Origin of the sequence: Streptomyces coryli (assembly GCF_011044975.1) — a bacterium.
In the GTDB taxonomy this organism is placed as follows: Bacteria; Actinomycetota; Actinomycetes; order Streptomycetales; family Streptomycetaceae; genus Streptomyces; species Streptomyces coryli.
In genome coordinates, this window is record NZ_JAAKZV010000071.1 from 1 (window position 1) to 22317 (window position 22317).

The window sequence follows — 22317 nt, forward strand, 5'->3', positions numbered from 1 at the left end:
GGAGGACGAACCATGGCCGACTCCCCAGCCACGCCCGCCCGCGAATCTCCGGCACCCGACGACGCCGCCCGCCGCCTGCCGCTCCTCGGCGCCTGCGGCTGCGGGTCCGGCTGCGGCTGCGGCTGCCAGTCCGGCGGCTCCTGCCAGTGCGGCGGAGGCTGCTGTCACTGACCTCGACACACATAAACGGGCCCGGCTCCTCCACGAGGAGCCGGGCCCGTTGCCGTATGCCGTACGCGGCCTACTGCGCGCCCTCCACGGGCGCACCCGTGTCGAGCTCGTCGGCGTGCTCGCCCGTGACCAGATAGACCACGCGATTGGCGCAAGAGACGGCGTGGTCCGCGAAGCGCTCGTAATAGCGGCCGCAGAGCGTCACGTCCACGGCGGTCTCGATGCCGTCCTGCCAGCGGTCGTCCATCAGCGACTGGAAGAGCTTGCGGTGCAGCGAGTCCATCGCGTCGTCGTCGGTGTCCAGCTCGAGGGCCAGATCGACGTCCTTCGTGGAGATGACGTCCGCGCACTTCGCCATCAGCCGCTGCGCCAGCTGCCCCATCTCCAGGATGGTGGCGTGCAGGTGCCCGGGCACGGCCGACTGCGGATAGCGCAGCCGGGCCAGCTTGGCCACGTGCTTCGCCAGGTCGCCGGAGCGCTCCAGGTCCGCCGACATCCGCAGGCTGGTGACGACAATGCGCAGGTCGGTCGCGACCGGCTGCTGGCGCGCGAGCAGCTGGATCGCCCGGGTCTCCAGGTCGCGCTGCAGGTCGTCCACCTTCTCGTCGCCCTCGATCACGCTCTCCGCGAGCTTCAGATCGGCGTCGAGCAGCGCCGTCGTGGCGCGTCCCATGGCGGAGCCGACGAGCCGGGCCATCTCGACCAGGCTCTCGCCGATCGAGTCCAGCTCCTCGTGGTATGTGTCCCGCATCGCAGTCCTTCCATCCGATTTCTGCAGCATCCACCATGCCGTGGGGGTCGCGCCACCGTAGTGAACCCGAGCCGTCGCCAGAGTGAACTCTTGGCGACTCCTGTTCGAGAGGACACTCGGATGGCTGTGGACGGCCCCCGGCACCCGCTTAACCTGGAGCCATGGACGTGAACGCGGCGGTGGCCGCAGCGGCGGCGATCGGCGGTCTGTGCACCGGCGTGATCGCCATGCTGGCCTTCCGCTGGAGTGAGCGGGAGCAGACCAAGCCCACCCGCACGTCCTTGCACACGGAGGCGGTACTGCCCCCGGGCGTCGACACCGTCCTGTCCGTGCTGCGCTCCTCGGCCGTCGTCCTCAACGAAGAGGACGCCGTGGTCAAGGCCAGCTCCGCCGCGTACGCCCTAGGGCTCGTCCGCGGCGGCCGGCTCGCCGTGGAGCCGATGCTCGCCATGGCCCGGCAGACCCGCCGCGACGGCGAGATCCGCCAGGTGGAGCTGGACCTCCCGCGCCGGTCGGGCCGCGGCGAGGCGCTGGCGGTCTCCGCCCGGGTGGCCCCGCTGGGCTCCCGCCTCGTGCTCCTCCTGGTCGAGGACCTCACCGAGGCCCGCCGCATCGAGGCCGTCCGCCGCGACTTCGTCGCGAACGTCAGCCACGAGCTCAAGACCCCCGTAGGAGCCCTTTCCCTCCTCTCCGAGGCGGTCATGGACGCCTCGGACGACCCCGAGGCGGTGAATCGCTTCGCCGGCCGCATGCAGCTGGAGGCGACCCGCCTCACCAACCTGGTCCAGGAGCTCATCGACCTCTCCCGGGTGCAGAACGACGACCCGCTGGAGGACGCCGAGTCCGTACGGGTGGACGAGCTGGTGCAGGAGGCGGTCGACCGCTGCCGGCACCAGGCGTCCACGAAGCAGATCACCATGGCCCCGGGAGGCACGGAGGGCCTCACCGTGTGGGGCAACCGCGGCCAGCTGGCGGCGGCCCTCGGCAACCTCGTCGAGAACGCCGTGAACTACAGCCCCGCCCGCACCCGCGTCGGCATCGCCGCCCGCCGCATTACGGCCCCGGGCGGCCCGCTCATCGAGATCGCGGTGACCGACCAGGGCATCGGCATCTCGGAAAAGGACCGCGACCGCATCTTCGAGCGCTTCTACCGCGTCGACCCGGCCCGCTCCCGGGCCACCGGTGGTACGGGCCTCGGCCTGGCCATCGTCAAGCACGTCGCCGCCTCGCACGGCGGCGAGGTCGGCGTCTGGAGCGCCGAGGGCCAGGGCTCCACCTTCACCCTCCGCCTCCCCGAAGCCGCCCGTAAGCCTTCCCGAAGCGCCGACACCCGCAGCGGCGCCCTGATCGAGCCGGACGACCTCGACGGCGAGGACCGACTGGCCGAAGACCAGCCAGAGAACAACCCTGCCCCGGAGGTCATCCCGTGACCCGAGTGTTGGTCGTTGAGGACGAGGAGTCCTTCAGCGACGCACTGTCGTACATGCTCCGCAAGGAAGGCTTCGAGGTCGCGATCGCGCCCACGGGTCCCGAGGCGCTGGACGACTTCGACCGCAATGGCGCCGATCTGGTGCTGCTCGACCTGATGCTGCCGGGGCTGCCCGGCACGGAGGTGTGCCGCCAGCTGCGCAGCAAGTCCAATGTCCCCGTGATCATGGTGACCGCGAAGGACAGCGAGATCGACAAGGTCGTAGGCCTCGAAATAGGAGCCGACGACTACGTGACGAAGCCCTTCTCCTCGCGGGAGCTGGTCGCCCGCATCCGCGCGGTGCTGCGCCGCCGCGGCGAGCCCGAGGAGCAGGCGCCGGCGGCCCTGGAGGTCGGCCCGGTGCGGATGGACGTGGACCGGCACGTGGTCACCGTCTCCGGCGACAAGGTGGACCTCCCGCTGAAGGAGTTCGACCTGCTGGAGATGCTGCTGCGCAATGCTGGGCGGGTCCTGACCCGCATGCAGCTGATCGACCGCGTCTGGGGCGCGGACTACGTGGGGGACACCAAGACCCTCGACGTCCACGTCAAGCGGCTGCGCGCCAAGATCGAGCCGGACCCGGGCGCCCCGCGCTTCCTGGTCACGGTCCGCGGCCTGGGCTACAAGTTCGAGCCGTAAGCCGCCGCCGATACGCGAAACCGCCCGCGCCGCCCCGTACGAAACGGGGCGGCGCGGGCGGTTTTCCGTATCCGGACGGGGGTCAGTGACCACCCGCCTGGCTGCCGTCGGCCTCCGGCGAGGTCCCGGTGCCGGGAGCCTGGCTGCTGCTCGTCGAGGGGGACGCGGCGCCCGCGCCCTCGGCGGCGCCGGACGCCGTCTGCGACGGGTCGGCGGACTGCCCGGCGCCGGGCGACTGGGACGGGTTCGCCGACGGCGACCCGGAAGCCCCGCCGCGGCCGCGACCCGCGGCATCGTCGGCGGCCGCCGGGCTCGGCCCGAAGCTCTTGTACTGGCCCGTCGCCGGCACCACCAGCGTGGCGATCTTCACCGCGCCGGTCCTGCTGAGCTGGAAGACCAGCTGCTTCGCCCGGCCGTCGGTGACGCTCTTGCGGCCGCCCTCGATGACCGCCGAGGCATTGCCCTTGCCGCCGATCATCAGCGAGCCGCCGGCCGGGATGGTGAGCGTGTCGCCGCCCTTCGGGCCGCTCAGCTTCACCGTGGTGTTGGTCTCGGGGATGGTCAGGCTGGTCAGCCGCTCCGGCGACTTCCCGTCGTTGAAGATCCGCGCGGAGACGGCGGCGGTGCCTTCGCCGCGCTCCTCCGGGGTGATCACGACGGCGTTCTGGATCTGGATGTCGCCCACGGTGGCCCGGGCGTTGTCCGGGTTGATCTGCCCGGTCTCTGCGTTGTTGCCCGCTCCGCAGGCGGTGAGGGCGGCAAACGAGATCACTACGGCGGTCGCGGCGAGGGCGCCGCGTCCGAGGCTGCGGCTCACGGGGGCGCAACTCCTTGGACGTTTCGGGTCAGCCAGACAGGCGGACTGGGGCGATCATCGATCAGGGAGAACAGTACCGACCGCCCCCGTACCACCCGCAGCCGACCCGCCCCTTGGAGTCCGGCCGGCCCTCCTAATGGCCCGTCAAGAGCCGCCATAGGGAATTGCGGGATTCTGCCCGGCGACCGGATCATCGCCCGGAAAGATCAATTCCGGATTTCTCTTGCTAACGATCGCGATCGGCCGAACGGAGCACGCGGGGTTCACCATTGAGACTCCGACAAATCGGGACGTTTGCCCCCTCGCGAGGGGGTTGGGCGGGCTGTAACGTTCGCGTTTCAGCCCGTGTGCAGAACCGTCCCGACCTGCGGATATCCCCTTGACGGTCGCCCGTGAAGCACGATACGGCCGCCGTTGTCAAGCCCCGAGATGCGGCCTGACCTGCGAAAACGCCATTCAGAACGGGCCCTTCCCGTGTTACTCTGGATAGCCACGGAAGGGGTACCTGTCACATGACGTTCAAGGTTGGCGACACCGTGGTCTATCCCCATCACGGGGCCGCGCTGATCGAGGCCATCGAAACTCGCCAGATCAAAGGTGTGGACAAGACCTACTTGGTGCTGAAGGTCGCTCAGGGCGACCTCACGGTGCGTGTTCCCGCGGACAATGCGGAGTTCGTGGGTGTGCGCGACGTAGTTGGCCAGGATGGGCTGGAGCGCGTGTTCGAGGTGCTGCGCGCCCCGTATGCCGAGGAGCCCACGAACTGGTCGCGGCGGTACAAGGCGAACCTGGAGAAGCTGGCCTCCGGTGACGTCATCAAGGTCGCGGAGGTTGTCCGGGATCTGTGGCGCCGCGAGCGGGAGCGTGGTCTTTCCGCTGGTGAGAAGCGGATGCTCGCCAAGGCCCGGCAGATTCTGGTCAGCGAGCTCGCGCTGTGCGAGTCCACGAATGAGGACAAGGCCGAGGCACTGCTCGACGAGGTACTCGCGTCCTGAATTTGAAGATCGAAATCGCGCGTCGGTGCAGTTCAAGACGCGTGTGAATGCCGTGGTGCCCGAGCGGACCCGCCAATGCGGTGGCTTCGCGCCGGGCGCTGCGGCATTTTACGGCGCGGTGTGTGGTGCGCGCCGAAAACGGTGTGCCGGGGCCGGGCTGCCGCCGGGGGTGCTGCATCTCTTGCAGCGCGTCACGGAAGGGTCCGGCGGCTGTGCGCTGCGCCCCGGCAAGCGGAGGCGTGGCGCCCGGCACGCTGTGGCCATACCCAAGCCCTCGTAGGTCCAAAACCTGAACTGGCCGGGAACTGACAATGTCTGCGACAAACCCTGAGCCGGGCGGCCGCACCGCCGCCGTCATCCCGGCTGCCGGCCGGGGCGTACGCCTCGGCCCCGGCGCCCCGAAGGCGCTCCGCGCGCTCGGCGGCACCCCCATGCTCGTCCACGCGGTCCGGGCCATGGCCCAGTCCCGCGCCGTCACGCTCGTCGTGGTCGTGGCACCGCCCGACGACACCGCTGTCGCCGAGGTGCAGCAGCTGCTGGCCGACTCCGACGCCATCGCCGAGGTCCTGGTCGTCCCCGGCGGCGAGACCCGGCAGGAGTCCGTACGGGCCGGGCTCGACGCCCTGCCCGCCGACGTCGACGTGGTCCTCGTGCACGACGCGGCCCGCCCTCTGGTGCCGGTCGACACCGTCGACGCGGTCGCCGCGGCGGTACGGGCCGGAGCGCCGGCCGTCGTGCCCGCGATGCCGGTGACGGACACCGTCAAGGAGGTCGGGCCGGGCGGCGAGCCCGGGGCGCCCGAGCCGGTCCTCGGCACCGTCGACCGCTCCCGGCTGCGCGCCGTGCAGACCCCGCAGGGCTTCGACCGGGACGCGCTCGTCGCGGCGCACGAGAAGACCGCCCTGGAGGGCGACGGCGCCACCGACGACGCCGGGATGGTGGAGCGGCAGGGGCATCAGGTCGTGCTCGTGCCCGGGCACGAGGAGGCGTTCAAGGTGACGCGGCCGCTGGACCTCGTCCTCGCCGAGGCCGTGCTGGCGCGGAGGAGGGCGACCAGTGGCTTCTGAGCGCCCCGTCATCCCCCGCGTCGGCATCGGCACCGATATCCACGCCTTCGCCGCCGACCCCGACCGCGAGCTGTGGCTGGCCGGCCTGCGCTGGGACGGCGAGGGACCAGGACTCGACGGCCACTCGGACGCCGACGTCGTCTGCCACGCCGCCTGCAACGCCCTCTTCTCCGCGGCAGGCCTCGGCGACCTCGGCGCCCACTTCGGTACGGGCCGCCCCGAGTGGGCGGGCGCGCCAGGACTGAAGCTGCTGGCGGAGGCGGCGCGGATCGTACGGGCCGCCGGCTTCGAGATCGGCAATGTGGCGGTGCAGGTCGTCGGCGTACGGCCCAAGGTCGGCAAGCGGCGTGAAGAAGCGCAGCAGGTGCTCTCGGAGGCCGCCGGTGCGCCGGTGTCCGTGTCCGCGGCGACCACGGACGGGCTCGGCTTCCCGGGGCGCGGCGAGGGACTCGCCGGGATCGCCACCGCCCTGGTCTACGTGCCCGCGGAATAGCCTTGATCCGCCGCCGCCGGGTACTCGGCGGCGTGGCAGGCACCCCCGTGTACGTAAAGGAACCGCCGTGCTTTCGGAAGACCTGAAGAAGCTCCTCGACTCCCCCGTCTTCGTCACCGTCGCCACCGTGCAGCCCGACGGCAGCCCGCAGCTGTCGCCTGTCTGGGTGAAGCGGGACGGGGACGACCTCCTCATCTCCACCACCCGCGACCGCCGCAAGGAGCTGAACCTGCGCCGCGACGACCGCGTCTCGGTGATGGTGCAGCCCTTCGACTCCCCGTACACGTACGCGGAGGTCCGCGGCACCGCGACGGTGACCGAAGAGGGAGGTCAGGAGCTCATCGACGAGCTGGCGCAGAAGTACACCGGGAAGTCCTACGCGGAGTTCAACCCCGCCTCCGCAGAGGACAGCGCCCGGGTCGTCGTGCGCATCACGCCGCGTAAGGTCGTCGGCCGTATCTGACGGCGGCGCGGCGCCGCTACCCTTGTCTGCGTGAGTATTCGCCTGTACGACACCAGCGCCCGGCAGATCCGTGACTTCACCCCGGTGGTACCGGGTTGCGTCTCGATCTACCTGTGTGGGCTGACCGTGCAGGCCGCTCCGCACATCGGGCATGTCAGGGGAGCGCTGAACTTCGATGTCATGCGCCGCTGGTTCGAGTACCGCGGCTACGACGTGACGCTGGTGCGCAATGTCACCGACATCGACGACAAGATCATCGCCAAGCAGGCCGAGCTCGGCCGCCCGTGGTGGGCGATCGGATACGAGAACGAGCGCGGCGTCAACGCCGGTTACGACGCGCTCGGCGTGCTCCCGCCGACGTACGAGCCGCGGGCCACGGGCCACATCCCCGAGATGATCGAGATGATGCGGGGCCTGATCGAGCGCGGTCACGCGTACGAGGCCGACGGCAACGTCTACTTCGACGTGCGCTCGTACCCGGACTACCTCTCCCTCTCCAACCAGGACCTGGACGATCTGCGCCAGCCCGAGGGCGAGGGCGAGACCGGCAAGCGGGACCCGCGGGACTTCGCCATGTGGAAGGCCGCCAAGCCCGGCGAGCCCTCCTGGGAGACGCCGTGGGGCCGCGGCCGGCCCGGCTGGCACCTGGAATGCTCGGCCATGGCGCACAAGTACCTCGGCGAGGTCTTCGACATCCATGGCGGCGGGCGGGATCTGATCTTCCCGCACCATGAGAACGAGATCGCGCAGTCGAAGTGCTTCGGTGACGAGTTCGCGCGCTACTGGATGCACAACGGCTGGGTCACCATGAGCGGCGAGAAGATGAGCAAGTCGCTGGGGAATTCGGTGCTGGTCGCCGACATGCTCCAGCGGTGGCGTCCCATCGTGCTGCGCTACTACCTCGCCGGGCCGCACTACCGCTCCATGATCGAATACAGCGAGGACGCGCTGCGCGAGGCCGAGTCGGCGTTCGCGCGGATCGAGGGGTTCGTGCAGCGCGTGGTGGAGAAGGCGGGCGGCGCGGTCGCCCCCGCCGAGACCGTGCCGCCGGCGTTCGCCGAGGCGATGGACGACGACCTGGGCGTCCCGCAGGCGCTCGCCGTCGTGCACACCGCGGTCAAGCAGGGTAATTCCGCGCTTGCCGCGGACGACAAGGAGGCCGCGGTCGAGCGCCTCGCCGAGGTCCGCGCGATGCTCGGCGTGCTCGGTCTCGACCCCCTGGACGCCACGTGGTCAGGCGGCGGCAACGACCGCAGCGAGGAGCTGCACGGCGCCGTCGACACCCTGGTGCGGCTCGTCCTGGAGCAGCGGCAGGCGGCACGGGCCCGTAAGGACTACGCCACCGCCGACGCCATCCGCGACCAGCTGCAGCAGTCGGGCCTCGTCATCGAGGACACCCCGGACGGCGCCCGCTGGTCGCTGGGCTGAGCGACCGCACCACCGATGTGCCGCCCGGACCCCCGGGCGGCACACTCATGAATACGTACGTACGCAACGAGACAAGGTGACACCCCATGGCCGGCAAGAAGGGCCCGTCGAAGGGCACCGGTGGCAAGAACCGCCGCAGCCTGGAGGGCAAGGGTCCGACCCCGCCCGCCGAGGCGCGCAAGGGCCACGCCAAGCAGCGCGCCGCCCAGGCACGCGCCCGGCAGGCCGCCAAGCGTCCGGCGCCGCGCCGCGGTGGCGCCAAGGGGACGAGCGAGATGGTCGTCGGCCGTAACTCGGTCTACGAGGCGCTGCGCGACGGGGTGCCGGCGTCGACGCTGTATGTGCAGCAGTTCATCGACAACGACGACCGGGTGCGGGCCGCGCTGCAGCTCGCCACCGAGAGCGGCACCATCAACCTGATGGAGGCCCCGCGCCCCGAGCTCGACCGGATGACGAACGGCCTGAACCACCAGGGCCTCGTCCTCCAGGTCCCGCCGTACGACTACGCCCACCCGGACGACCTGGTGGCGGCGGCGCACGACGAGGGCGCCGACCCGCTGATCGTCGCCCTCGACGGGGTGACGGACCCGCGCAACCTCGGTGCCGTCGTCCGGTCCGTCTCCGCCTTCGGCGGCCACGGCGTGGTCGTCCCGGAGCGGCGCGCGGCGGGCATGACGGCGGGCGCCTGGAAGACGTCCGCCGGTACGGCCGCCCGTACGCCGGTCGCGCGCGCCACAAACCTGACCCGGGCGCTGGAGCAGTACCAGAAGGCCGGCGTGATCGTGGTCGGGCTGGCCGCCGACGGCGACACCGAGGTCCAGGACCTCCAGGCGCTGGACGGCCCGGTCTGCATCGTCATCGGCTCGGAGGGCAAGGGCCTGTCCCGGCTGGTCGGCGAGACCTGCGACGTGCGGGTGCGGATCCCCATGCCGGGCGGCGCGGAGTCCCTCAACGCCGGGGTCGCGGCAGGCATCGTGCTGTACGAGGCGGCCCGTAAGCGGGCTTAGCGGTCCAGCAGGCCGGCCAGCCGGGCGCGGGTGAGGACGGCGATCGTGAACGCGTCGGTGATGCCGCCGGTGCGGATCAGCTCCTCGGCCTCCGCGACCGGCACCGGCAGCGCCCGGCGGATGCCCTCCCCGCGGTCCACCTCGCCGATCGCGGCGATCCGGGCCGCGAAGAGCTCGGCGTGCCCGCCGCGCAGCCCGGTGTCCGGGTGCAGCAGGCCCAGCGGGATCAGCTCGTCGGCCGTCGTGCCGAGCTCCTCCGCCAGCTCCTTGGCCGCGTTCTCCGCCCCGGACAGGCCGGAGGTGCCGTGTCCGCGCGGCACCTCCAGGTGCCACTCGCGGGTGGCGTGCCGGAAGTGCTCGACCAGCACCACCTCCGGCCCGAGCAGCGGCAGCAGCACGCAGCTGGGGCCGGTCGCGGAGTCGAGGAGGCGGATGTACGTGCCGCGCTCGCCGTCGGGGAAGCGGACGGGGTCGCGCAGGATCGTGATGTACGGGTCCTGGTAGACGACGCCGACCTCGTCGTCGGCCGCGTCGTGGAGGATGTCGATGCCGCCGGGCAGGTTGCGGAAGAGCTGGGGGCGCTGCTGCCGCAGTCGTTCGTACGCGTCGCCGTCGCCGTTCGTACCGGTCATGTCATACCCCCACCTGCTGGTCGGCCTCGTTCGCGAGCAGATCGCCGCGGGCCTGCCGGGGCCCGCCGCCGTATGCCCGCAGCATCGTCTCCCAGTCCCGGCGCAGACTGCGCAGCCGCAACGCCGGGAGGGTGATGCTGTGGCTCAGCCCGCCGCGCCCCGCGGAGCGCAGCTCCTTGAACATCAGCCGCATCACCAGCGGCCCCGCCACCACGCCCACGGCGTCGAGCGAGCCGCTGACCAGTGAGCCCTCGCCGGCCGCCAAGTGCAGGACGATGCCGGGGGATTCGAGGACGAGCATCAGATTGATCTCACGGGCGTAACCGCCGCCCTTGGTGAGCTTGCGCGCGCGCCCGAGCATGCGCGCGTGCAGCCGGGCTATCCGCCGGGTCGCCTCCGCGAACTCGTCCGGGGACGGCACACGCCCGGCGGCGAAGCCGGCGCGGAGGAAGCCGCCGAGCGCGGCGATGTAGTCGTGCCACGCCTCCTCCTGGCGAAGCGCCACGATGTCGGTGAGGCTCAGCCCGCCGTACGAGTTCGGCCCGTCCACCGCGCGGTGCAGCGCGTCCGCGAACACGCCGCGCAGCAGCAGGCCGAGTGACTCCGGGTCCGCGACCGGGTCGTCCAGCCCCGCGGTGAGCTCCTGCAGCGCGCTGCGCGGCGGGGACAGCGGCGGGGTGGCGGCGGTGATGCCGGCGGCCACCGGGACGCCGATGTTGTAGAGCAGGTCGACGAGCTGCTTGGCGGGGACGATCTCCGGTCCCTCGCGCAGCAGTTGCTCGTACGGCTCGGTGCCGGGGCGGGTGATGAAGTGCTGGTAGACGGCGTTGCGGGTGATGGCCGCGTCCGGGCCCTGGTCGAAGGCCCAGCGGGCGATGTCGGTGAGGATGCCGCGACGCATCCGGTCGGCGAGCTCGGGCGGGATGTCGAGATCCTCGGCGAGCAGGACCGGGTCGAGGCGGTTGAGGGTGAGCACGTTGCGGGAGAAGTACTCGCCGATCCGCCGGGTCGCGGTGACGTTCGCCGTATCGTCCCAGGACAGGCGCACACAGGCGGGGTCGGCCTCGTCCTCGAGCAACCGGTGCCACATGCGGTGCACATGCTGGTCGTGGGTGAAGCGGATCTCCTGGCCCTGGTGCAGGTGCAGCGGGCGCTCGGCCGGATCGCGCTCGGCGAGCAGGAACGGGACCATGGCGCGGTCGTTGAGCAGCCGGGCGAAGGCGCGCCGGTCGGTGTGGTCGGCGTCCGCGAGGAAGTTGGCGTACAGGGCCTCGTTGTTGAGGAAATATGCGCGGTTGACCACGAGCGTGCCGCTGTTCACCAGCGCCCGGCGCAACTCGGCCGACGCGGCGGCGAGCTGCTCGGCGCCGGCCGTGGCGGGCGTCGTGGGACGCTGCCGCTCGCCGGCTAGGGAGGCGGGCAGCCACTGGTTGTCGAGGGCCTGCGCCATCACCGGATAGCGGTCGCGGAGGTCGGCGAACTCCAGTTGTTGTAAGGGCACGACCCCATCTTCCCCCCGGATCGTCTGATCTTTGACGGGTCTCGGACAGATCGCTGCGGCGGAGGCAGTGTCCAAAAGGCGTGTCACTCGGTTAGATGAGCGTGGACACCAGAACACCGCCCACTCCCAGGGGTGGCCGCGCGCAGGGATTCGAAGAAACCGACGTGCTGAACATGCGGAAGGTGCCGAGCGATCCGGCGCTGGTCGCCCTCAATAACGCCAGTTTCCGGGTGCAACTCGGGCCCAGCTCCGGGCATTTCGGTCCGTCGGTGGGCCGGCGTGCGCCGGGGCGGCGGCAGGTCACGGTCGCGGCCGGTGGTGCCGGTGCGGCCACGGTGGCGATGCCGGTCGTGTCCCCGGTGGGCGAGGAGACCGCGGAGATGCCCGCGGTGCCCGGTGCGCGCCGGCGTGCGCCCGTGGTGTGGAGCGGGCGTTCCACGCCGGGCGATCCCGCGGCCGGGCAGCTGCTTCAGGCCGTACGGCAGTCGTCCCGCACGGCCGGGGACGGCACCGTAAATCCGGATCTGACCGAGACGCAGGTGCTGCCGCGGCTGGAGTCCACGGTGATCGGGCAGCGCGGTCCCTCCGGCGACGACACGCAGCTGCTGCCGCCGATCCAGCCCGGCCAGGACTACCCCGGCGACGACGGCTACGACGACTACGACGACGACTACGAGTCCGAGCCCCCGCGCCGGCAGCGCTTCGGCGCCGACCCGGTCCGGCACGCGTACTATCCCGGCCGCCGGATGAACCTCGGGGTGGTGCTGCTCCCGCTGCGCATCTTCCTCGGCCTCGTCTCGATCTACGCCGGCTTCGGCAAGCTCTCCGACCCGGCCTACTTCGACGGCGGCGAGCGCGGCTCGCTCGCCAAGTGGCTCGGCACCCTGGAGCCGTGGGCCGTCGCCCAGCCGCTCTACGACCTCGCGCTCACCCACCCCGTCGGGGCCGGGCTCACGGTGGCGTTCCTGCAAGTGATCGTCGGCGTGCTGACGATCTGCGGCCTCTGGCAGCGGATCGCCGCCGGCTTCGGCGTGCTGCTCTCGCTCGCGCTGATCGTGACGGTCAGCTGGGGCGCCGCGCCGGTCTACGACGCACCGGACTTCATCTACCTCGCCGCCTGGTCCCCGCTGGTCATCGCCGGCGCCCCGGTGTATTCGATGGACGCCCGGCTGGCCGGGCAGGCCTGGCGCCGCCTCGGCCCGCGCTCGGAGCTGTGGGAGCTGCGGCGGTACGTGCTGCGCCGCGGCGTCGTCCTCGCCACCTTCGTCATCGGCGCCACGCTGCTGCTCGGCGCCATGCTCGGCGGCGCGGTCCGCTCCTCCAAGACGGTCGACGTGCCGGAGCCCGGCGAGGCCCCGCGCAACCAGCTCCCCGGCTCCCCGCTCCCGGAGACCCCGGGCGGCGACGGGCGCGGCGGGCCGGCCGGTTCGGGCTCCACGGCGCCGTCCGAGCGCCCGTCGCGGGAGACCTCGCCCTCGCCGTCGGCCTCGCCGTCCGCGGGCCGCGACGCCTCGCAGCCGGGCAATGTCGGCGAGCAGCCCTCCTCGCCGCAGGGCGAGCAGCAGCCGCCCGCGCAGCAGGAGCAGCCCTCGGAGCAGCAGCCGCCCGCGGAGGGCGGCGGCTCGACGGGCGGCGGCGGTGGCGGCGGCTCGCAGGACCCGGGCGATGAGGAGTCGCCGGGTCTGGTGGGCGGGCTGCTGGGCTGAGGTCCGTACGACGAAGGGGGCTGCCGGATGCCCGGCAGCCCCCTTCGTCTTTGCCTGTCCTGGCTCAGCTCTCCTGCTTGCCGCTGGCGAGCTCCTTGGCCGCCTCGGTCAGGTCCTTTGCCGTGTCGATGGCGCGCCAGTACGCGCCCTGCGGGATCTGCCACCCCGCCAGCCGCCGCTCCCGCGCCAGCCGCGGGAACGTAGTGCGCTCGTGGTCGCCGCGGTCCGGCAGCATCTTCGTGAAGGCGGCGGAGAAGACGTAGACACCGGCATTGATGAGATACGGCGACGGCGGCGCCTCGATGAAGTCCAGGACGTGGCCGAAGCGGTCGGTCTCCACCGCTCCCCACGGGATCCGCGGCCGGGCGAGGGCGAGGGTGGCGTCCGCGTCCCGCTCGTGGTGGAAGTCGGCCATCTCGCGGAGGCTGAAGCGGGTCCAGATGTCGCCGTTGGTGGCGTACCAGGGCTCGTCGTCGCGGGGCAGCGAGGCCGCCGCGTACTTCAGGCCGCCGCCGCGCCCCAGCGGCTCCGTCTCCACGACCGTGGTGACCCGCAGCGGCAGTTCGGTGGCGTCCAGCCAGTCCTGCAGGACCTCGGCGAGGTGGCCGCAGGAGACGACGGCGTCGGTGACGCCCTCGGCGGCCAGCCAGGCCAGCTGGTGGCCGATGATCGGGGTGCCGGTGCCGGGGATCTCGACCATGGGCTTCGGGCGGTCGTCGGTGTACGGACGGAGCCGGGAGCCCTGGCCGCCGGCCAGGACGACGGCCTGTGTCGGGCGCGCTGCGGGATGGGCGGTCATGAACGGCACCTTATCCGCGGAGCGCACGGCTCCGCCCCGTCCGGAAGATGACGTTGCTTACCGGGCGGGGCGGACAGGGGAGACGGGAAGCGGGACTTGCGGGACCGCCGGGCCGCCGGGGTGCGTACGACGCGGGCTCACTGGCCCGCGGCGACCCCGGAGGCGAAGGCGGTGTCGCAGACCGGGCGGGAGAACTTCTGCGCCTGCACCGGGCCGTACTTCGCGACCGCGGCGCGGCCCAGCGAGCGGGCGATGCCGACGCAGTGCTTCGCCAGCGACGGGCGTGCGGTGGTGGCGCGCTGCAGCTCGGTGAGCGCTGCGGCCGGGTCCTTCTGCTGCAGCTCGGTGAGCAGCCGGTCGCGCAGGATGTCCTGCGGGGCGCGGGAGCCGGCCTTGCTCGATGCCTTCTCCGCGGAGGCTAGGAGCTGCGAGTCGTGCTGGGACGACTCGGTCCACGGCACGGTGGCCACGGCCAGGGTCCCCGAGAGGACGAGGACGACGGGGAGTACGAACGCGAGAGTTCTGCCGATGCGGCGGGCTGCCTGATTCACGCAGGCGATCGTAGCGACCGGTAGTGATATGGCGACATTCGGTCACCCCTATGAGTGGCCATTTTCCGGGGTTTTCGAATCCGGTGTTGACGCCGTGCGACCCCTGCGGGGGATTTGTCGACAGAATGACCCGAATCTCCGTCGTTCGAACGCGGACGGCGCCGCACCCCCGCGAGGGTGCGGCGCCGCCGTAAAGCTGTCGGCCGTGGACCTCAGCCTCAGCCGAGGCGCTCGCCGGTCGAGGTGGAGAAGACGTGCGACTCGCCGCCGCGCGGGACGACGTTCAGCGTCTCGCCCTTCATCGGCACGTTACGGCCGCTGACGCGGACCACCAGGTCCTTGTCCTCGCCGCCGACGTGCGCGGTGCCGTAGACGTACGCGTCGGCGCCGAGCTCCTCGACGACGTTCACGGACACGGGGAGGCCGGCCGGCTCGTCCTTGGAGAGCGACGAGGCCTCGCCGTTGGCGATGTCGAAGTGCTCCGGGCGGACGCCGACCGTGACGGTGCGGTCGCCCTTGTCGGAGGCGGTGGACAGCGCGTCCCGGTCGACGGGCACGACGCTGTTGCCGAACTTCACGCCGCCGTCGGTGATCGGGACCTCGACCAGGTTCATCGCCGGGGAGCCGATGAAGCCCGCGACGAAGAGGTTGGCCGGGTGGTCGTACATGGCGCGCGGGGTGTCGACCTGCTGCAGCAGGCCGTCCTTCAGCACGGCGACCCGGTCGCCCATGGTCATGGCCTCGACCTGGTCGTGGGTGACGTACACGGTGGTGATGCCGAGGCGGCGCTGCAGGCCGGCGATCTGCGTACGGGTCTGGACCCGCAGCTTCGCGTCAAGGTTCGACAGCGGCTCGTCCATGAGGAAGACCTGCGGCTCACGGACGATGGCGCGGCCCATGGCGACGCGCTGGCGCTGACCGCCGGAGAGCGCCTTCGGCTTGCGGGCGAGGTAGTCGGTGAGGTCGAGGATCTTGGCCGCGTCCTCGACCTTCTGCCGGATCTCCGCCTTCGGGACGCCGGCGATCTTGAGCGCGAAGCCCATGTTGTCGGCGACGCTCATGTGCGGGTACAGCGCGTAGTTCTGGAACACCATCGCGATGTCCCGGTCCTTCGGCGGCAGGTGCGTGACGTCGCGCTCGCCGATGCGGATCGTGCCGCTGTTGACGTCCTCGAGCCCGGCGAGCATGCGCAGGGAGGTGGACTTTCCACAGCCGGAGGGGCCGACGAGGACGAGGAACTCGCCGTCCTCGATGTCGATGTCGAGCCCGTCGACGGCGGGGGTTTCGGACCCGGGGTATATGCGGGTCGCCTTTTCGAAGCTGACCGTAGCCATGCTGTTGTCTCCTTCACCGGCAGGAACGTGCCGGACGATCCGAGTAAAGGGTGATGTGGTGTAGTCCACTCCCGCGGACTTCCGTGACCGTAACCCGCCGGGTACGCGCTTGTCAGTACCCCGGCAGGAGAGAAATCCCCTGGCCCGGCCCTCCCGGCCGCCGGTTAGACTTGCCCGCACACGCCTCGTTAGCTCAGCTGGCCAGAGCAACGCACTTGTAATGCGTAGGTCATCGGTTCGACTCCGATACGAGGCTCTGCTGAGGGCCAGGTCACAGTGTCTGTGACCTGGCCTTTTGTGTGGGTGGGGGGCGGGAGGCGCGTGGTGCCGTTAGGGTGCGGCGGATGTCCCACGTCGTTGCTGAGCGGCCGCCGCTCTATCCAGACCTCCCGAGCGCATACCCCGGTGCCTTCGGGAGCTCGGCGCCGCTTGCGGGCGGTGGGCCGCCGGAGAGCGGTGGCAAGGGCCAGGGCCGGGATCCGTTCCTGGACAACGCCAAGTACCTGACGATCATCCTCGTCGTCCTGGGGCACACCTGGGCGCCCATGGTCCACGGCAGCCGGACCACGGCCGCCGCTTACATGCTGCTGTACTCGTTCCACATGCCGGCGTTCATCATCGTGTCCGGCTATCTCTCGCGGACCTTCACGGGCAGTCCGCGCCAGCTCCAGCGGCTGGTCACGGGTGTGCTGGTGCCGTATGTGGTGCTGCAGACCGCGCTCACCCTCTTCATGCGGGTGATCGACAACCCGGAACGGGAATTCCGCTACCAGGACCCGGGGTTCGCCCTCTGGTTCCTGGTCGCGCTCTTCCTGTGGCGGCTGACCACCCCGCTGTGGAACCGGCTGCGCTGGCCGGTGCCGGTGACGCTCGCGATAGCCGTCGCGGCGTCGGTGACGCCCACGATGAGCGACAGCAGCCTGAACCTGATGCGGGTCGCCCAGTTCCTGCCGTTCTTCGTGCTCGGGCTGCAGCTGCGGCCCGAGCACTTCGAGGTGCTCAAGCGGCCGTCCGCCCGCCTCATAGCCGCGCCCGTCATGTGCATGGGCCTGGTCGTGGCGTACCTGGCGGTGCCGCGGATGAGCGCCGGCTGGTTCCTGCACAACTACGCCTCACAGACCCTGGGCGCGCCGGCGTGGGCGGGAGCCGTGATGACGCTGGCGATCTTCGGCTGCGGCGTGGTCATGACCGCCTGCTTCCTGGCCTGGGTGCCGCGGCGGCGGCTGTGGATGACGGCGCTGGGGGCCGGGACCCTGTACGCGTACCTGCTGCACATCTTCCCGGTCCAGATGTCGCGCCACCTCGGCTGGTACGACGCGGGCTGGATCCGCGGCCCGGTCGGCCACGCGGCCATCTCCGTCATCGCCATGGTGCTGATGACCCTGCTGTGCACCGGGCCGGTGCAGCGCGCGCTGCGGCCCGTACTGGAGCCGAAGATGACGTGGTTCTTCCAGCGCGAGCGCCGCCGGGGGGCGCATGCCCGACGGCGGTGATCTCCCCTGCCGTCCGTGACTCTCCGTATGATGCCGGGCAGGCGTTCAGGAGCCGGGCACAACGGTAGGGGGAGATCTTGCGTCAGGCCGCGGTTGTCTTCGTGCACGGGCTGTTCTCCTCGCCGGCTACCTGGTCGCCGCTGCAGCAGGAGTTATCCGCGGTTCCCGCCGTCGCGGACCAGTTCGACTTCCTTTTCTTCGAGTACGCGACGCGTCCTGTGACCTGGAACCCGCTGCGCCGTATGCCGGATCTGGACACCGTTGCCGAGAGCTTACGCGGATTCATCGGGGATCTCACCGCCGAATACGAGCGGATTGTGCTGGTCACCCACAGCCAAGGCGGCCTGGTTGCCCAGCGTTTCTTGTCGCGCATGCTCCAGGGGAGTCGAGGAAGAGAACTCGCCAAGATTCGCCGGTTGGTGATGTTCGCTTGCCCGAACAACGGGTCCGATCTTTTCCTGCTGGCCCGCAAAGGGCTGATACCGGTGACCCGCAATGTCCAGGAGCGTGAACTCAAGCCGCTGCAGACCTCGGTGCTCGAAACGCAGCGCAGAGTCCTCGACGGAATCGTCAGGGCCTTCGACGTGGCACGGGACCGATGTCCGATCCCCATCGTTGCCTATGCGGGGGAAAGCGACAACGTGGTTGTTCCGTCCTCGGCCGCCGGCTTCTTCCCTGAGACGGGTGTGCTCCCCGGTGACCACTTCTCCGTCATCCAACCGAACGGGCCGGACAGTCGACTCATCCACGCGGTCTGCAGGGAGCTGGCGCGAGCCCTGGCGGAGCCCTTCCCGGGCGAACCGCAGTCCGAAGCGGATGTTCCCCACCATCGCCGACCGGTCCCTGTAGCTGCCGATGTGCCGACAGAGCTGGAGGTCGTCGGCCCCATTCCCGTTCCGGCCGGCGGGGCGGCGGGGCCCGCCACCGAGTTCTTCGTCCACTGCGGGCCGGTGGAGCAGCTCAGGAACGTGGACATCGTGGTCTCCTCGGAGAACACTCACCTCCAGCTCTCCCAGTTCTTCAAGCCGTCGACATCCGGCAGCCTTCGCTGGGCTGCCGCCGAGAAGAGTGCAAGCGGTCAAATTCTGGAGGATGTCGCCGGCGAGCATCTGTCCGCGTGGCTGCGAAACCACGGTAGTTACGGATTGCCTGTTCCGGAGGGGACGGTGGCGCCGACACCGTCCGGCGCGCTTCGGCGACGAAACATCCAGCGGATCTATCACGCGGCTATTACCACCCCGATGTCCGGTACCAACAGCTACCGGATCGCTCCACAGGCCATCCCTCGGGCTGTGCACAACACATTCGACTTGGCCAGACGGGAGAGGGAGGAGCTGCGAGCGCCGTTGTCCTCCATCTGCTTTCCGCTGTTCGGTTCGGGGCGAGGGGGGATGAGTGCGGTGGAAAGCTTCGAGCTGATCTGGGAGTCGATGATGAGCGAGCTGGCCGACGACCCGAGTTGGAGCATCCATTTCATGTCCCGGCGCAGGTCGCACTTCGACCTTCTGTATGGCCGGATCCAGGCGAAGAAGCGGGCGTGCCCGTAAAGACGACTGTGGGCCCGGCTGGAGCAGCCGGGCCCACAGGTTCGTGCGGCGCGTCAGTACTGGCGGCGCATGAGGCGGACGGCCGTTACGGCGCCGCCCAGGGTGAGGGCGAGGATGGCCCCGCCGATGACGTACTCATTGGTGTTGAAGCCCGTGTCCGCCAGGTGCGGCGGCTCCTGCGGGCCGTGCGGGGCCGGCTTGTTGTCGTCCTTGTCCGGGATGGCCGGATCATCCTTGTCCGGGACGGACGGAGCCGGCTGCGGCTCCGAGGTGGACGGGGCCGGCTCGACGGGCGGGTTGCCCGGGCCCGCCGGCGGGGCGGGCGGGTTGCCCGGCTCGTCCGGGGTGGGCTCGTCAGACGGCTCGTCCGGCGTCGGCTCGTCCGAGGGGTCGTCCGGCGTCGGCTCGTCCGAAGGGTCGTCCGGCGTGGGCTCGTCAGACGGCTCATCCGGCGTCGGCTCATCCGACGGCTCAGCCGGCGGCGGCGTCGTCGGGTCGTCCGACGGCTCCGCCGGGTCGCCCGGGTCCTCCTCGTCGATCACCCGCACATTCGCGTCCCCCGACTGCACCGGCAGCGCAAGACCGCTTGCCCGCGCGCCCACGCGGTTCGTGTACACGTCGTCGTGCACCGCCCCCTGCGTCGCCAGCACCAGGTCGTACGACTGCGTCTCGTTCGGTGCCAGCGGGCCGGGGTCGGTGATGCGGTAGCCCGTCACCTCCGCGAGGCTCGCCGGGCAGCCGGTCTCGCCGAGTTCGGACTCCTCGCACCAGCGGGTGGCGCCGCCGTCGTCGTTGGAGCCGTCCTCCGGGTCGAGGCTGATCGCGTCGGGGGCCGCCGAGGTGTAGAAGAGCTTCGCGCCGTCGTGCAGCGGGCCCGGGGCCTTGGCGAGGCCGACCGTGCCGTGGAAGTCGCTGGCCGGCGAGCGGCCGTCGCCGCGGTACGGCAGGGCGTCGATGATGTCGAGGTTCCGCAGCGGGCGCGGGCTGCGGTTGGCGATGGTCATGTCGTACGTGAGGTCGTCGCCGACCTTCTCGACCGGTACCGGTGCGTGCTTCTCGATCGCCATCGCCGCGCCGTGGGCGATCTGCAGGGCCTGGGTCGCCCTGCGCTGGTCCTCGGGGCTGTTGTCGGCCGGCGTGGAGGTCTCGACCTCGTTGACGGCCGTGGTCTCCGGGGCCAGCGAGCTCGCCCGTACCTTGAAGGTGATCGGGTCGATCGGCTCGTTGGGCTTCCGGTCCTTCAGGACCCAGGTGACCGTCGTCGTGCCGTCCTCGTTGGCCTCCACACTGTCCGGCTCGACGGAGGCGCTGCCCGCGTACGAGATCCACTCGGGGAGGGTGTCGACGACCGTCACGTCATGGGTGCCGGTCCCGTTGGCCTTCGAGGTGAGCGTCGGGTAGAGGGCGTACGTGGCCGTGCCGCCCGCGGTGACCTGATAGCTCGGCCGGTCGGGGGCGGTCTCGGCGGTCTCGCCCGGGCCCACCACCTTCTTGTTCACGCGGGTGAGCACCGAGGTGACGGTGACCCGGTCGGCCGCGCGGCCCAGTGCCTCCTCCGGGTCGCTCGTGTCGTGCACCCACTTCTGCCGGGCCCTGGTCATGCCGAAGTTGCGCAGCCGGTCGCCGTCCTCGGCGCCGTCCGCGACCTTCAGGTTGGTGTAGTAGTAGCCCATCGTCAGGCCCCTGAGCGGCCCGACGAAGCGGACCTTGCCCACGGCCTTCACACCGCCGGGGACGTCCGCCGGGTCGTCGTACCAAGGCCCGTCGTCGTCATTGCAGTCGGCCTGCTGCATCTCGCGCGGGCTGCCCCAGTCGGCGGCCGCGTACTCGATCCGCACGCCGCTGACGTTCTTGGTCAGGGCGTACGCGCCGGAGGCGTCCGTGGTGAGCGTCTGCAGCTTGTTGTCGAAGGTGTCGCAGGCGTAGAGCGGATCGAACGCCGTCACACCGGAGTTGGTGACGCGGACCCGGCTGCGGAAGCTCTCGCCGGGGGTGACGTAGCCGTCGCCGGTCTCGAAGTCGGTGGCGGTGCCCACGGGGTCGCCGTCCATGGACTCGTACCACTTGCGCAGCAGCAGCTTGCCGTTGACGACCAGGCTGCTCGTGTTGGTGTTGTTGTCCAGCGGCTCTTCGCCGTCGCCGTAGTTGTCCTGGCCCGAGATGCTCTTCGGGTCGAAGCCGGTGAAGGCGTTCTTGATGGTGACGGTGCCGCCGGGCTTGCCCTCCGCGGCCTGGTTGATCGCGTCCTGCGGGATCCAGACCTTGATGTAGCCGGAGATCACGATCGCCGAGTCGGCGGGCAGGGCCTTGCCGCTGGTCGTCTGCGTGGGTACGTGGTCGGCGCTGGTGTCGGCGCCGGTGACGGTGACGTCGATGTTCGCGCCCGCGCCGGACTGCGTGCAGTCGATGGTGCCGCTCTCCGTGACCCCCTTGGCCCCCTCACCGCGCCCGGCCGGCTGGCTCGCCGCCTTGTTCGCGGGGTACGGCGCGCAGGCCGGGACGGCGCCCCAGTCGTAGAGGCGGGCGCCGCCCGACGTGCCGTCGAGGAGTTCGGAGATGTCGTCGGTGAAGGTGAACGGCGAGGCCAGCGGCTCGGAGCCGAGCTGCGGCGAGTGCTTCGGGTCGTCCTGCGCCCTGGCGTCCACCACGATCGGGAATTCGTAGACGACGCCCGGCTCGTCGTTCGGGCCGTCGGCCTCCGTCTTGGCGATGCCGCCGTTCTTCTTGTCCAGGTCGAACTTCGGGGCAGCCGATACGGTGACGGGATCGGCGGCGACGCCCTTGCCGGGTGCATTGTCGGCGCTCACATCGGCGGACACCGGGATCTTGTCGCCGTTCTTCATGTCGCCGGTCACGCGCAGCAGCACCGGAATGCTGCGGCTGGTGTTGGTGAGGTCGCCGAGATTGCAGATGAGCCGCTGCCCGTCGATTTTCGAGCCGGGGCCTTTGCAGACGCCGGGCAGCTGCTGCCATTCGGTGCCGACCGGGGCGTCGAGGGTGAAGGTCTCATTCCTGGCGGTGCCGCCGGTGACGTTGACATCCACCTTGTACTGGATGGTGTCGTGGGTCCGCACGATGCCGTTGTTCGCACCGGAGTCGAGGCCCGGGCCGTCCTCCGCGGTGAAGTTACCGCCGCCGTCCTTGGCCACCGAAAGCGCGATGTCGATGGTGGGGGCGGCGCCTGATGACGACGCACCCATGACCGCCGGAGCGGTGGCCGTCAGAATTCCCGCTGTCAACGCGACCCCTACCGGATGCCGCTTTCGCCAATTCATGGTATGACCTCCTTTTCCCTCCGTCCCTTGTAGACGATTGCCGTCTATGGCCACCGGAGCCGGTCTCGCGCCTTTGCGGATGGCAGGGAACTTCACCCGAGCGGCGGGGCCCCGGTCGGGCTGATTTGATTCCTTTCCGAACACGCCATATTTGGTCCGTATGATCGGCCGGGCGCTGAG

The 22317-nt window shown here is 70.7% G+C and carries 20 protein-coding genes and 1 tRNA gene; 13 read left to right on the plus strand and 8 right to left on the minus strand.

Features of this window, described 5'->3' with window-relative positions:
• Positions 1 to 12: 12 nt before the first annotated feature.
• Positions 13 to 171, plus strand: coding sequence for a hypothetical protein (locus G5C51_RS17710; RefSeq protein WP_165238449.1), 159 nt, complete (start codon positions 13 to 15; stop codon positions 169 to 171).
• Positions 172 to 241: 70 nt separating this feature from the next.
• Here G5C51_RS17710 and phoU read toward each other — a convergent pair whose 3' ends face one another.
• Positions 242 to 922 (minus strand): phosphate signaling complex protein PhoU, encoded by a 681-nt coding sequence (gene phoU, locus G5C51_RS17715; protein WP_165238451.1) that lies wholly within the window; start codon positions 920 to 922, stop codon positions 242 to 244.
• 161 nt (positions 923 to 1083) lie between these two features.
• On the opposite strand from phoU, the gene phoR reads away from it, so the two are divergent.
• Together phoR and phoP are read left to right on the plus strand one after the other, a co-directional pair.
• Positions 1084 to 2352, plus strand: coding sequence for a two-component system sensor histidine kinase PhoR (gene phoR, locus G5C51_RS17720; protein WP_165238453.1), 1269 nt, complete (start codon positions 1084 to 1086; stop codon positions 2350 to 2352).
• Complete coding sequence (gene phoP, locus G5C51_RS17725; RefSeq protein WP_165238455.1) at positions 2349 to 3029, plus strand: two-component system response regulator PhoP; 681 nt, start codon at positions 2349 to 2351, stop codon at positions 3027 to 3029. Before phoR ends, phoP begins: the two co-directional genes overlap by 4 nt.
• An 82-nt stretch (positions 3030 to 3111) precedes the next feature.
• Here the strand turns inward: phoP and G5C51_RS17730 are convergent, their stop codons facing one another.
• Positions 3112 to 3846 (minus strand): DUF461 domain-containing protein, encoded by a 735-nt coding sequence (locus tag G5C51_RS17730; RefSeq protein ID WP_206313991.1) that lies wholly within the window; start codon positions 3844 to 3846, stop codon positions 3112 to 3114.
• A 512-nt stretch (positions 3847 to 4358) separates the two neighbouring features.
• Here G5C51_RS17730 and G5C51_RS17740 point away from each other — a divergent pair.
• The 6 genes from G5C51_RS17740 (at position 4359) to rlmB (ending at position 9299) form a co-directional block, all read left to right on the plus strand.
• Entirely contained in the window at positions 4359 to 4841 is a 483-nt protein-coding gene (locus G5C51_RS17740) for a CarD family transcriptional regulator (RefSeq protein ID WP_165238457.1), read from the plus strand.
• A 311-nt stretch (positions 4842 to 5152) separates the two neighbouring features.
• Complete coding sequence (gene ispD / locus G5C51_RS17745; protein ID WP_165238459.1) at positions 5153 to 5908, plus strand: 2-C-methyl-D-erythritol 4-phosphate cytidylyltransferase; 756 nt, start codon at positions 5153 to 5155, stop codon at positions 5906 to 5908.
• On the plus strand, positions 5898 to 6401 hold the full coding sequence (ispF, locus tag G5C51_RS17750) for a 2-C-methyl-D-erythritol 2,4-cyclodiphosphate synthase (protein WP_165238461.1): 504 nt from the start codon (positions 5898 to 5900) through the stop codon (positions 6399 to 6401). The genes ispD and ispF overlap by 11 nt, the downstream gene beginning before the upstream one ends.
• A gap of 67 nt (positions 6402 to 6468) precedes the next feature.
• Complete coding sequence (locus tag G5C51_RS17755) at positions 6469 to 6864, plus strand: TIGR03618 family F420-dependent PPOX class oxidoreductase (protein WP_165238463.1); 396 nt, start codon at positions 6469 to 6471, stop codon at positions 6862 to 6864.
• A gap of 30 nt (positions 6865 to 6894) precedes the next feature.
• Positions 6895 to 8292 carry a cysteine--tRNA ligase gene (gene cysS / locus G5C51_RS17760; protein WP_165238465.1) on the plus strand — a complete coding sequence of 466 codons (1398 nt, stop codon included), beginning with the start codon at positions 6895 to 6897 and terminating at the stop codon, positions 8290 to 8292.
• Between the two features lie 86 nt (positions 8293 to 8378).
• Entirely contained in the window at positions 8379 to 9299 is a 921-nt protein-coding gene (rlmB, locus tag G5C51_RS17765) for a 23S rRNA (guanosine(2251)-2'-O)-methyltransferase RlmB (protein WP_165238467.1), read from the plus strand.
• Here the strand turns inward: rlmB and G5C51_RS17770 are convergent.
• Together G5C51_RS17770 and G5C51_RS17775 are read right to left on the minus strand one after the other, a co-directional pair.
• Positions 9296 to 9931: an NUDIX hydrolase gene (locus G5C51_RS17770; protein WP_165238469.1), complete on the minus strand. Its 636-nt coding sequence runs from the start codon at positions 9929 to 9931 to the stop codon at positions 9296 to 9298. The genes rlmB and G5C51_RS17770 overlap by 4 nt on opposite strands.
• 1 nt (position 9932) lies before the next feature.
• Positions 9933 to 11432, minus strand: coding sequence for a hypothetical protein (locus G5C51_RS17775; RefSeq protein ID WP_165238471.1), 1500 nt, complete (start codon positions 11430 to 11432; stop codon positions 9933 to 9935).
• Between the two features lie 173 nt (positions 11433 to 11605).
• On the opposite strand from G5C51_RS17775, the gene G5C51_RS17780 reads away from it, so the two are divergent.
• The gene (locus tag G5C51_RS17780; RefSeq protein ID WP_338118193.1) at positions 11606 to 13138 is read left to right on the plus strand and encodes a DoxX family protein; all 1533 of its coding nucleotides are present in this window, start codon (positions 11606 to 11608) and stop codon (positions 13136 to 13138) included.
• 64 nt (positions 13139 to 13202) lie between these two features.
• Here the strand turns inward: G5C51_RS17780 and G5C51_RS17785 are convergent, their stop codons facing one another.
• The 3 genes from G5C51_RS17785 to G5C51_RS17795 all read right to left on the minus strand — a co-directional run bounded on the left by G5C51_RS17785 (position 13203) and on the right by G5C51_RS17795 (position 15822).
• Positions 13203 to 13937 carry a nucleotidyltransferase family protein gene (locus G5C51_RS17785; RefSeq protein ID WP_165238474.1) on the minus strand — a complete coding sequence of 245 codons (735 nt, stop codon included), beginning with the start codon at positions 13935 to 13937 and terminating at the stop codon, positions 13203 to 13205.
• A 137-nt stretch (positions 13938 to 14074) separates the two neighbouring features.
• Entirely contained in the window at positions 14075 to 14488 is a 414-nt protein-coding gene (locus tag G5C51_RS17790; RefSeq protein WP_165238476.1) for a hypothetical protein, read from the minus strand.
• A 218-nt stretch (positions 14489 to 14706) separates the two neighbouring features.
• The gene (locus G5C51_RS17795) at positions 14707 to 15822 is read right to left on the minus strand and encodes an ABC transporter ATP-binding protein (protein WP_165238478.1); all 1116 of its coding nucleotides are present in this window, start codon (positions 15820 to 15822) and stop codon (positions 14707 to 14709) included.
• A 182-nt stretch (positions 15823 to 16004) separates the two neighbouring features.
• On the opposite strand from G5C51_RS17795, the gene G5C51_RS17800 reads away from it, so the two are divergent.
• The 3 genes from G5C51_RS17800 (at position 16005) to G5C51_RS17810 (ending at position 18862) form a co-directional block, all read left to right on the plus strand.
• A tRNA-Thr gene (locus G5C51_RS17800) sits at positions 16005 to 16078 on the plus strand.
• An 88-nt stretch (positions 16079 to 16166) separates the two neighbouring features.
• Positions 16167 to 17315 carry an acyltransferase family protein gene (locus G5C51_RS17805; RefSeq protein WP_165238480.1) on the plus strand — a complete coding sequence of 383 codons (1149 nt, stop codon included), beginning with the start codon at positions 16167 to 16169 and terminating at the stop codon, positions 17313 to 17315.
• Positions 17316 to 17392: 77 nt separating this feature from the next.
• Positions 17393 to 18862 (plus strand): alpha/beta fold hydrolase, encoded by a 1470-nt coding sequence (locus G5C51_RS17810; protein ID WP_165238482.1) that lies wholly within the window; start codon positions 17393 to 17395, stop codon positions 18860 to 18862.
• 53 nt (positions 18863 to 18915) lie between these two features.
• Here the strand turns inward: G5C51_RS17810 and G5C51_RS17815 are convergent, their stop codons facing one another.
• Positions 18916 to 22101, minus strand: a complete 3186-nt coding sequence (locus tag G5C51_RS17815) for a hypothetical protein (protein WP_165238484.1) — start codon at positions 22099 to 22101, stop codon at positions 18916 to 18918.
• Between the last annotated feature and the right edge of the window lie 216 nt (positions 22102 to 22317).